Annotated in this window: 12 protein-coding genes; 1 reads left to right on the forward strand and 11 read right to left on the reverse strand. The window is 41.0% G+C overall.

Annotation, left to right across the window (positions count from 1 at the left end; genetic code table 11):
• Positions 1–7: 7 nt before the first annotated feature.
• The 9 genes from pcaC to ftsB all read right to left on the reverse strand — a co-directional run bounded on the left by pcaC (position 8) and on the right by ftsB (position 7,963).
• A complete protein-coding gene (gene pcaC, locus EGT34_RS02255; RefSeq protein WP_000997505.1) occupies positions 8–421 on the reverse strand; it encodes a 4-carboxymuconolactone decarboxylase in 414 nt (137 codons plus the stop codon).
• A 15-nt stretch (positions 422–436) separates the two neighbouring features.
• A complete protein-coding gene (locus tag EGT34_RS02260; protein ID WP_000168125.1) occupies positions 437–1,792 on the reverse strand; it encodes an MFS transporter in 1,356 nt (451 codons plus the stop codon).
• A gap of 42 nt (positions 1,793–1,834) precedes the next feature.
• On the reverse strand, positions 1,835–2,620 hold the full coding sequence (pcaD, locus tag EGT34_RS02265; RefSeq protein ID WP_024437546.1) for a 3-oxoadipate enol-lactonase: 786 nt from the start codon (positions 2,618–2,620) through the stop codon (positions 1,835–1,837).
• Positions 2,617–3,972: a 3-carboxy-cis,cis-muconate cycloisomerase gene (locus tag EGT34_RS02270; RefSeq protein ID WP_031974881.1), complete on the reverse strand. Its 1,356-nt coding sequence runs from the start codon at positions 3,970–3,972 to the stop codon at positions 2,617–2,619. The genes pcaD and EGT34_RS02270 overlap by 4 nt, the downstream gene beginning before the upstream one ends.
• Before the next feature lie 2 nt (positions 3,973–3,974).
• Complete coding sequence (pcaF, locus tag EGT34_RS02275) at positions 3,975–5,186, reverse strand: 3-oxoadipyl-CoA thiolase (protein WP_032019915.1); 1,212 nt, start codon at positions 5,184–5,186, stop codon at positions 3,975–3,977.
• A 12-nt stretch (positions 5,187–5,198) separates the two neighbouring features.
• Positions 5,199–5,852 carry a 3-oxoacid CoA-transferase subunit B gene (locus EGT34_RS02280; RefSeq protein WP_021511229.1) on the reverse strand — a complete coding sequence of 218 codons (654 nt, stop codon included), beginning with the start codon at positions 5,850–5,852 and terminating at the stop codon, positions 5,199–5,201.
• An 18-nt stretch (positions 5,853–5,870) separates the two neighbouring features.
• Positions 5,871–6,542, reverse strand: coding sequence for a 3-oxoacid CoA-transferase subunit A (locus EGT34_RS02285; RefSeq protein WP_000565989.1), 672 nt, complete (start codon positions 6,540–6,542; stop codon positions 5,871–5,873).
• 349 nt (positions 6,543–6,891) lie between these two features.
• Positions 6,892–7,608: a 2-C-methyl-D-erythritol 4-phosphate cytidylyltransferase gene (gene ispD, locus EGT34_RS02290; RefSeq protein WP_001215781.1), complete on the reverse strand. Its 717-nt coding sequence runs from the start codon at positions 7,606–7,608 to the stop codon at positions 6,892–6,894.
• On the reverse strand, positions 7,574–7,963 hold the full coding sequence (gene ftsB / locus EGT34_RS02295) for a cell division protein FtsB (RefSeq protein WP_024437549.1): 390 nt from the start codon (positions 7,961–7,963) through the stop codon (positions 7,574–7,576). The genes ispD and ftsB overlap by 35 nt, the downstream gene beginning before the upstream one ends.
• Positions 7,964–8,578: 615 nt before the next feature.
• Between ftsB and EGT34_RS02300 the strand changes: the two genes are divergently transcribed.
• Positions 8,579–9,256: a DUF421 domain-containing protein gene (locus EGT34_RS02300; protein WP_024437550.1), complete on the forward strand. Its 678-nt coding sequence runs from the start codon at positions 8,579–8,581 to the stop codon at positions 9,254–9,256.
• A 96-nt stretch (positions 9,257–9,352) separates the two neighbouring features.
• Here EGT34_RS02300 and eno read toward each other — a convergent pair whose 3' ends face one another.
• Positions 9,353–10,642, reverse strand: coding sequence for a phosphopyruvate hydratase (gene eno, locus EGT34_RS02305; protein WP_000078452.1), 1,290 nt, complete (start codon positions 10,640–10,642; stop codon positions 9,353–9,355).
• Positions 10,643–10,687: 45 nt separating this feature from the next.
• On the reverse strand, positions 10,688–11,545 hold the full coding sequence (gene kdsA / locus EGT34_RS02310; RefSeq protein ID WP_000080538.1) for a 3-deoxy-8-phosphooctulonate synthase: 858 nt from the start codon (positions 11,543–11,545) through the stop codon (positions 10,688–10,690).
• Position 11,546: the final 1 nt, after the last annotated feature.

Consider the following 11,546-nt stretch of genomic DNA (forward strand, 5'->3'; position numbering starts at 1 on the left):
TATCTCCTTAATCCTGTTCTTTCGCTGCAATTGGGTTTACTTCTATCCCCAACTCTTTAAAGACTTCTTCAGCCATGTGCATTGCAGCGTTTGCAGCAGGTAAACCCGCATAGAGTGAACTGTGTAAGATCAGCTCTTTTAAATCTTCTTTAGTTACACCGTTGTTGAAACAAGCACGTAAATGCATGCGTAGTTCATCTTCGCGGCCCAGTGCCAATAAGATTGCGATAGTCACTAAACTACGGGTATGACGTGGTAAGCCTGGGCGAGACCACACTTCACCCCATGCATAACGGCTAATAAAATTTTGGAAATCCTGGTTAAAGTCATTTAGGTTCTGCAAAGACCGACCAACATGTTTTTCACCCAAAACTTCAGTCCGCACCTCAATGCCTTGTTTATAGCGTTGTTCATCATTCATTGTGATAGACCTCTATTAAGTTGCATCGGTATGCGCAACAATTGATTTAATAAATACCGCAACAGCAGCAGCGGTCGCTGGAATGAGTAATAAACTAAGAATGGCGGTAAACGACCAATCATTGCCGAGTAACACAGCTCCAATCCACGCACCAAATACCGCACCAAAACGCCCAATACCCGTCATCCAAGACACACCAGTTGCGCGGCACTGAGTTGGATAGAAGCGTGCACTTAACGCCGGCATCGAAGATTGCGCACCATTAATGGCGATACCCGCACAAAGTACCAATACTGCAAGTAAGGTTGAGTTGCCTAAGCTTTGACCGACAGCAATTGCAAATAGACCTGCGGCAAAGTAGAAAATGGCGATAACTCGGTTCGGGTTGAATTTGTCCATTGCCCAACCAATAAACAGTGCGCTCACCACACCACCGAACTGGAACAAACCGCCAATAAATGCAGCACGCTCCATCGAAGCACCTGTTTCACGCATAAGTGTTGGTAACCAGCTTGTTAGCAAGTAAACAACCACGAGTCCCATGAAGTAAGTCACCCAAAGCAAAACCGTACCTTTGGCATATGGCTTAGAAAACATAATTCCAAAGACATTTTTCTTTTGGACAACTTCTGTTTTTTCTTCAGGCACATGAAATGCTGTCGCATTTTGAATCTGTGCTGGTGCAATATGATTTAAGATTTTGCGTACTTTTTCTGGATTCTTACCTTTCACAATTAAAAAGCGGTAAGACTCAGGTAACACCAAAATCACTAAAATCATTAAAATTAAAGGTGACCAGCCGCCGAGCAAAAATAAACTATGCCAACCGTAAGTCGGGATAAGCCAACTGCTAATAAAACCACCTGTAGCCATACCCAAGTTGTAGCCACAGAACATACATGTCACGAGTAACGAGCGAATGCGGGTTGGACAGTACTCAGAAAATAAAGTGGTCGCATTCGGCATAGCTGCGCCAAGCCCAATACCTGTCAAAAACCGTAAAACGACAAGGCTATCCAAGTTGGTTGCATAAGCAGATGCCAAGGTGAACCCACCAAATACAAGCATCGAAAAGGCTAAAACAATTTTGCGGCCAAAGCGGTCAGCTGTCGGGCCAGAAACTAAAGCTCCAATAATCATTCCACCAAGTGCGGCACTCATCACCGGCCCTAACTGAGAACGGTCAACGCCCCAGTCCTGAGCCAATGCTGGAGCGATAAAACCCATTGCAGCTGTATCGATACCATCAGTAAAAATAATTAAGAAACAGATGATTGCGATCATCCATTGATATTTACTAAGTGGAGCATCATTAATCAGTGCTTGAGCATCGATGCTTTTGCTTGGTGTAGCGTAATCCTGAGACGCCATATTTGCCTCCTTAAGGCCAATTCCTTTTAAATTACTAAGCGATTAGATTTGCTGAATAAATCTAGTCAATTCCTGAGTAAATCTTTGTGGTTGCTCAATATTAGAAAGATGAGATGCTTCGAGTTTTGCAAGCTGACTGTTATTAATCGCCTTCTGCATAAATTCGGCATCTGCTACTGTGGTTACCGGATCTTCTGTTCCTGCAATCAGTAGCGCTGGAATTTGGATTTGTGCAATTTCATCTCTCAAATCGGCATACGCTAAAGCGCGACATGCATTGGCATAACCTTGTGCTGGCGTGCTTGCGAGACTTTGAATCGTTGTCTGTGCAACCACATTATGCTGATAATCAAATTTTTCACTGAACCAGCGGGTATGGGTAGTTTTAACTAGCTCGGCTAAACCATTTTTTTCTACCGATTCAGCACGACTCAACCAAGCCTCGGTTTGACCAATTTTGGCTGCTGAGTTTGCAACTGTAATGCTATTAAAACGATTTGGATGATGAATACCCAACCACAGCCCTGTAATTCCACCCATTGAAATGCCGCAAAAATGAGCTTTTTCAATATTCAAGGCATCTAAAATATCAACAACATCTTCAGCTAAGTTTTGCAATGTGGTGTCACTAATTACATCACTTTCGCCATGACCACGTGTGTCGTATGTAATGACATTAAAATGACTTTTAAGCTCATCTACTTGCGGCTGCCACATTCCATGGTCCGTTCCTAATGAATTAGAAAACACAAGCACAGGAGCTTCTTTTAGACCATCTGTATAAACTGCTAACTGCTTTCCTTGACGATTGCTAATAGTCTGTTTCACTTTGACTCTCCTTGTGCTTCTTTCAAAACCGCATCAATCTGTTGCTGAATATTGCCTAAATAGTTTTCTGGTTTGAAAATATTCCTTATCTCTTCTTGGCTAAACTGCCCTTTTACTTCATCTAGTTGGCTAACAACATCAAACAAATGCTGGTTTTGTGCTACTGCTGTTTTACATGCAGCTTCAACTAAATGATGAGCATTTAAACGACCAATTTTGGGAGCAAGTGCCATCATCACCGCTTCTGCCATAATCAACCCGTTGGTACACTCAAGGTTCTGTTGCATATGTTCAGCATTCACTTCAAAACCTTGTAAAACTTCACCAGTACGAATTAATGCTCCAGCACAAAGCTGAAAGATTTCTGGAACTGCTAACCACTCTGCATGCCATGCACCTAAGCTACGTTCATGTTCCTGTACCATGCTTTGATAAATGCTAGACATCAGTGCTGGTACACGATTCGCCGCGGCCAATACGGATGCTGCCGCAACTGGATTACGCTTATGCGGCATGGTCGATGAACCACCACGACCCTTTGCGGTTGGCTCAAACAACTCTGCAATTTCAGTTTGCATCATGAGTGACCAATCCCGTGCCATCTTGCCCGTATTCCCGACAATCATACCAAGCACACTTGCAATTTCTACAATACGATCACGCTCACCATGCCATGTACTTGTTGGTACAGTCAGATTCAGTTGCTTCGCAAATGCGCTGACCACAAGCGAACCTTGGTCTTGCAAAGAAGCTAATGAACCCACAGCACCGCCTAACTGAGCAGTGAGCACACGTGATTTCATAGCTTGTATACGGTCTAAATCACGTTTAAATGCAGAAGCCCAACGAGCAAGTTTATGCCCTAAGGTAATTGGTAAAGCTTGCTGTAACCATGTACGTCCAATCATGACTTGATGGCGATATTGCTTGGCTTGCTGTAATGCAGTCGCATAGCATTGTTGAAGTTGGCCTTCCACCATATTCAACGCATCACGGCATTGCAAAATACAAGCTGTGTCTAAAATATCCTGACTGGTTGCGCCCCAATGCACATAACGCGAAGCATCTTCATCAATATCTTTAACAATTGCCGTAAGCTGTTTTACAAATGGAATTGCAATATTTCCAGCTAAACCAGTTGCTACCACCAAAGCGGAAAAATCAAACTTGTCTAGTGCATGCTCAGCTACTTGGGCAATGGTATTTGCTGCATTTTGAGGAATCACGCCAACTTGTGCCTGCGCTTGGGCTAACGCAACTTCAACCTGAATCATGTAAGTGACTAAAGATGAGTCACTAAAGATGTCAGTGACGTCTTTTTGGTAAAACAAGCTGGCATATAACTGACTCATGACTAGACTCTCTCAATAATCAATGCGATGCCTTGACCCACGCCAATACACATTGAACACAAAGCGTAACGACCGCCTGTCTGTTCAAGCTGGTTTAAGGCTGTGGTCACAAGACGTGCACCTGATGCACCAAGTGGATGACCTAAAGCAATGGCACCACCGTTTGGATTTACCTTGTCAGAATCATCTGGTAAGCCTAAATCACGGGTCACTGCTAAAGCCTGTGCAGCAAAGGCTTCATTCAGCTCAATCACATCCATCTGCTCTAAAGTCAGGTTGGCTTGTTTAAGTAATTTTTTAATGGCTGGTGCCGGAGCAAAACCCATAATGCGTGGTTCTATACCTACGGCTGTTGAGGCAATAATCTTGGCACGTGGTTTTAAGTTGTAAGCCTGAACTGCATCATCAGAAGCAATCAGTAGAGCTGCTGCACCATCGTTAATGCCTGAAGCATTCCCCGCAGTAACTGTGCCATCTGCTTTAACCACAGGTTTAAGTTTGCTTAAACCTTCAAGTGTGGTTGATGCACGAGGATGTTCATCGGTATCAATCACAACAGCATCCCCCTTACGCTGAGGGATTTCAACTGCCACGATTTCTTTAGAAAAAAAGCCTTTGGCTTGCGCGCTTGCGGTGCGTTGTTGGCTCACCAAGGCAAACTGGTCCTGATCTGCACGATTGACGTTGAACTGTTCAGCGACGTTTTCGGCAGTCTGGGGCATGGTGTCTACACCATACAATTCTTTAAGTTTAGGGTTAATGAAACGCCAGCCCATGGTGGTGTCTTCAATCTTCTGGCTACGGCCAAAAGCACTGTCTGACTTACCCATTACATAAGGTGCACGGCTCATACTTTCCACACCACCAGCAATCACTAAGTTCGCTTCACCTGCTTTAATGGCACGGGCAGCAATGGCAATGGCATCAAGTGAAGAACCGCATAAACGGTTAATGGTGGTTGCTGGAACCTGATACGGTAACCCGGCAAGTAGTGCTGACATACGGCCGACATTACGGTTATCTTCACCGGCTTGATTGGCACAGCCATAGATCACATCATCAACCTGTTCCCAATCTACACTTGGGTTACGCTGCATGAGAGCTTTAATCGGCACAGCGCCAAGGTCATCGGCACGGACAGGTGCAAGGCCACCGGCATAACGGCCGAATGGAGTACGGATGGCATCGATGATATAAGCGTTTTTTAATGTCATTTCCCTACTTCCTTACCCTTGAGTCGCATCAATCAAAGTTGCACCCGTTAAAGCCTGTAACTCATCAAAGCTAAGACCTTCAACTTTCTCAATCACCTTTAAACCATCATTGGTCACATCAATTACACACAGGTCAGTGTAAATACGGTCAACACAGTGTTTACCCGTTACCGGATAGGTCAGCTCAGCGACAATCTTCGGTTCACCTTGTTTGGTCACATGGTCTGTAGTGATAAATACTTTCTTGGCACCAACCGCCAAATCCATCGCACCACCAACAGCAGGAATCGCATCCGGCGCACCCGTGTGCCAGTTCGCCAAGTCACCATTGGCTGCCACCTGAAATGCACCAAGTACAGCAATATCAAGGTGACCACCACGCATCATGGCAAAGGAGTCTCCATGGTGGAAAAAGCTGCCGCCTTCAAGCATGGTCACAAACTCTTTACCCGCATTAATCAGTTCAGGGTCTTCTTCACCTGCCGCTGGTGGCGGGCCAAAAGCCAACAGGCCATTTTCAGAATGTAGAAAGACATCTTTGTCAGCAGGTAAGTAGCTGGCAATCTTGGTCGGTAAGCCAATGCCCAAGTTCACATAGGCGCCATCGGGAATATCTTGTGCCACACGTTGTGCAATCTGGTCACGGCTGAGTTTCTGGTAGCTCATGTTATTTCTCCTTATTGCTTACTGTGCGGGCTGTACTTGTACAACGTGCTGTACAAAGATACCTGGGGTAATGATGTGTTCCGGGTCTAATCCACCCAGTTCAACCACTTCAGAAACCTGGGCAATGGTGACATCAGCAGCCATGGCCATGATCGGGCCAAAGTTACGTGCAGATTTACGGTAAACCAGATTGCCCCAGCGGTCGCCCTTGTAAGCTTTAATCAGGGCAAAGTCAGCCTTAATTGGATACTCAAGCACATAGTCTTTACCATCAATATGACGGGTTTCTTTACCTTCAGCTAAAAGTGTTCCAAAGCCAGTTGGTGTAAACACCGCCCCAAGACCCATACCTGCTGCCTGAATACGGCACGCCAGATTGCCTTGTGGTACCAGTTCAAGTTCAACCTTTCCGGCACGGTACAGTTCATCAAATACATAAGAGTCCGACTGACGTGGGAAAGAGCAAATCACCTTTTTAATTGAACCGGCTTTGAGCAGCTTAGCGAGACCATAATCGCCATTACCGGCATTGTTGCTCACAATGGTCAGGTCCTTAACGCCAAGATCAATCAGACCGTCAATGAGTTCAGCGGGTTGTCCTGCGGTACCAAAACCACCAATCAGAATGGTTGCACCATCTTTAATCTGCGATAAAACCTCGCTTAGTGAGGACTTACTTTTGTCAATCATTAGACAACTCCATTGTGCTCATTGAAGAAGAGAGAGGTAAGAGATTTAGGCACACTGAGGCGAGAAGAATAGATAAATATTTCACTCAATCCCGAGTGTTTCCCTTAGATTTCCCTTTTAAACATTTTTGATAATTTTCAGATTTTGATCTAGTCAGCTATATATAGTTTTGTTCGATTTAGGATTTTTTTGTTCGACTATCGAACATTATCTAAATAAATTACTTATTCAATCTTACAAATACAAGTTATAAAAAAATACTAATTATTTTGGATAGATATGTAGAAACACCATATTCACTTAGGCTATTTTATAAGTAAAAATTACCATCTATCCTGTATATAAAATCTTAATTTTGTGATTGTAAAATCAAGCGAGCAAGTTCTAAATCATCGGGGTAAGTAATTTTTATATTATCAGAACGTCCCATGACCACCTGTACACTCTCTCCTATAGATTCAAGTGCACTCGCCTCATCTGTAATAGTCAAATTATTTTTTAGCGCTGTTTCTATCGCTTTTTTAAGAATTCCAATTTTAGCAATTTGAGGAGTTTGAGCTTGCCACAACAGCTCTCGACTTACAGTTTTGTCAATTTGCTGTTCCTGATTTACTTGTTTTAGCGTATCGCGTACCGGAATTGCCAAAATAGCACTCTGATTAGTCTCAATTGCATTTTTAACAAGAGTATTCAAACATTCAAAAGTCACACAAGGCCTTGCTGCATCATGTACTAATACCCAATCATCTTCTTCCGCAATCTGTGATAGATAATTCAGAGCATTTAATACCGAGTGCACACGTTCAACGCCACCATTACAAAAATGCGCTTTATGCTTATCTTGAAAAGATAAAGTTGAGGCAAAAGTATCTTGTTTTCCAATTGCCAAAACATAACCCGTCAGCGGAAGCTGACTTAAACGCTTAACCGTATGTTCTATAACAGTAGCATCTTGAATATATTGGTATTGCTTTAATTCAGTTTTGGAAAACCGACTTCCTGAACCAGCCGCAGGGATAACTGCCCATAATTTAGTCTGGGATGTCTGGTGATGATGGTGTCTCATTAGTTTCCAAATCTACTTTAGCGTTCGGGTCAATATAAATAGGTTTGTAATGGGTACTAATTGTACTCATTTGAACAAATGTCTCATGTGGCTTAACCAAACCTAGATCTAGGCGAGCATGCTCTTCTATCGCCTCCGTACCATTCTTTAGGTCGAAAACTTCAGCTGCCAAAATACGGTTTCGCTCTTTAAGCTCGTCATTTACTTCGGCTTGTTGTTGAATCTGCTGCATAAGCGCTTGATGAGGAAAATAACCACCCTCACCTAACCAAAACTGATATTGCAATATAGCCACTAAAACAATAACCAGTAGCAATATAAGTTTGCTTGAAGTGGAACGAAATACTTCTAACATAGCATTAAGAGCTTTAATTAAAAACTTTGATTAAGTTTTTGTATTGTATGACAATTTACAAGCAGCATGCAAAATTCCTGCAAAACGATGAATGGTCATATTACTTTAAATTGACCATTGTGACATGTTTCATTTTGTCAAAATTCAACTCAATTGGAAAGGAAAATAATGTTTATGAACACAACTGCTTATAAATCAATCTATGTATATAAAAATACTTCTAATTAACAAAAAAAGTGTCTCAATAAATATAAAAAAGCTCTCCTGAAAGATATAGAGAAATAGATTCTCTGAATATAAAGACTATCTTCTTACTACCAATGAGCAAAGTTTAAATATTGTATTACTTACAATGCTTGATTCCGGTCGGAATTTTATTCAAGATGATAAATTAATAAAACAGAATTTTTTTAAAATTTAATAGCTGCATCATCATTTTTTCAAACTCAGCCCTTCTATTCTATACATGAGTTTTATATCTTTTAATTTCATATAACAATACACATATATCAATTTCTTAACCAACAACCACTTAAAAAGTATATTTTTTTTAATTTTATTCTGATATGAATTTTAAATGTATTTTTTATACATATTTAAACAAGTGAGAAAAAGATGGATCTTTCTAATATTCTTATAGGTGACACAACGTGGTCCTTTGTTTTAGAAATTTTGGTCCGTTGTACCATCATGTTTATCATTATCATTAGTTTTCTAAGGCTATCTGGTAAACGTGGTATTCGACAACTCTCCTTATTTGAACTTGCCATTATTTTATGTTTAGGTTCTGCTGCTGGCGATCCTATGTTTACTAAGGATTTACCGATTGCCCATGCATTGATAGCTTTTATCGCTATTCTTTCTCTATATCGTCTTGTCACTTGGGGCATGGTAAAACATAAAAAAATTGAAGATTTATTGGAAGGAAAAGCGCTCTGTGTCGTTAAAGAAGGCCTTTTAGTCTACAAAGATTTCCAAAAACAGACCTATTCTCATGATGAGTTTTTTTCGGAAATGCGCCAACAAAACGTTGAACATTTAGGCCAAGTCAGAACAGCCCTGCTTGAATCAGATGGTATTCTGAGCTTGCTTTATTATGAAGATGAAGATGTCAAATGGGGACTTCCCTTATTCCCTGATGCTTATCGTAGAGCAGAAGTTCTTAAAATTAATACTTTTTATTCCTGTATGAAATGTGGCGAAACTAAAATTTTAAATAAGCTAGACCAAGAATGCTCTCGTTGTCATCACCACAGTTGGGCTGAATCTTTAAAAACCCGGCGCTTAGGGTAAATAAAAAAGTGCTATTTCTAACACTTAGAAATAGCACTTATATTTAAATATTAATTTTTCATCAATATTTAAATAAATAAAACTTTATTCAAAAGATTAGTTTAAACCTTTGAATTCAGCTTTACCGCGGTAAACCGCTTTAGTTAACTCTTCAATACGAAGCAATTGGTTATATTTAGAAACACGGTCAGAACGGCAAAGTGAACCAGTCTTAATTTGACCTGCTGCTGTACCTACTGCTAAATCAGCAATAGTTGAATCTTCTGTTTCACCAGAACGGTGAGAAATAACAGTAGTGTAACCATTTGCTTTAGCAAGGTAGATTGCATCTAAAGTTTCAGTCAATGTACCAATCTGGTTATATTTGATCAAAATTGAGTTACCAACTTTTTCATCAATACCACGTTGTAAAATCTTAGGATTAGTTACGAATAAATCGTCACCAACCAATTGGATTTTATCACCAAGAATTGAAGTTAAGTAACTCCAGCCTTCCCAGTCAGACTCATCCAAACCATCTTCAATAGAGATAATTGGATACTGCTTAACAAGACCAGCTAAGTAATCAGCAAATTGATTGCTTGTAAAAGACTTGTTGCCTTCACCTTCAAGAATATATTGACCATTCTTGTAGAATTCTGAAGATGCACAGTCAAGTGCAAGCATAATATCTGAACCAGCTTTATAACCAGTTTGCTCAATTGCTTGAAGAATTACTGTAATCGCTTCTTCATTTGAACGAAGGTTAGGCGCAAAACCACCTTCATCACCTACAGCTGTGTTCAAACCTTGTTTCTTAAGAACTGATTTCAAAGAATGGAATACTTCTGCACCAGCACGTAATGCTTCAGCGAATGAAGTGAAACCAACTGGCTCAATCATGAATTCTTGAATATCAACAGTGTTATCTGCGTGAGCACCACCGTTCAAAATGTTCATCATTGGTACAGGCATAGTCAAAGTAGTTTGACCACGTAAGTTAGCAATGTATTGGAACAATGGAAGTTTTTGTTCAGCTGCTGCTGCGTGAGCTGCTGCTAAAGATACTGCCAAAGTTGCATTAGCACCTAATTTAGATTTGTTTTCAGTGCCATCAAAAGCAATCATTTTTTCATCAAGCGCTTTTTGTTCAAAAACACTTTGACCAACAAGCAATTCATGAATTGAGCTATTTACATTCTGAACAGCAGTACGAACGCCTTTACCTAAGTAACGAGATTTGTCGCCGTCACGAAGTTCTAAAGCTTCACGAGAACCAGTTGAAGCACCAGATGGTGCACATGCACGACCAACCACCCCAGATTCTAAGATGACGTCTGCTTCGATGGTTGGGTTACCACGAGAGTCCAAAATTTCACGTGCACGAATGTCAACGATTTGGCTCATGAACAATTCCTCAGTTGAATGAATAACGCGATGCAAATTCCTGCATCAATGAGTATCTAACTTTTTGAATCCTTTAACTAAAGTATCCAATTCTTTTAGTTGTGCCAAGAATGGCTCAAGCTGTGACAAGCGCAATGCAGATGGTCCATCACATTTCGCTTTGTCTGGATCTGGATGAGACTCTAGGAATAATCCCGCTAAACCTGTTGCCATACCTGCGCGCGCTAAAGTTGTAATTTGAGCACGGCGTCCACCAGCTGAATCTGAACGACCACCTGGAGTTTGTAAAGCATGAGTCACGTCAAAGAATACAGGTACATTCATTTCTTTCATGATGTCAAAGCCAAGCATGTCTACAACTAAATTGTTATAGCCAAATGCTGAGCCACGCTCACAAAGAATAAGTTTGTCATTTCCCGCTTCTAAACATTTATGCAAAATATGGCGCATTTCATGAGGAGCCAAGAACTGTGCTTTTTTAATGTTGATAATAGCTTGGGTTTTCGCCATTGCTTCAACAAGATCAGTTTGACGGCTTAAGAAAGCAGGAAGCTGGATAATATCAGCGACTTCGGCAACTGGCGCTGCCTGATATGGTTCGTGAACGTCGGTAATAATGGGTACATTAAAATGTTTTTTAATGTCGCCTAACCATTCAATACCTTTTTCAAGTCCAGGACCACGGAATGAATGCAAACTAGAACGGTTTGCTTTATCAAAACTCGCCTTAAATACATAAGGAATATCTAGGCGTTTACAAATATCAATATAAGTTTCAGCAATTTCAAAAGCTAAATCTTTTGACTCGAGTACGTTCATTCCGCCAAATAATACAAATGGCAAATGATTTGCCATTTGTATATCGCCTAAACGTACAACTTCTTGTGGTTTTAATTGTGACATT

It is taken from the genome of Acinetobacter sp. FDAARGOS_558 (assembly GCF_003937785.1).
Taxonomy (GTDB): Bacteria; Pseudomonadota; Gammaproteobacteria; order Pseudomonadales; family Moraxellaceae; genus Acinetobacter; species Acinetobacter baumannii.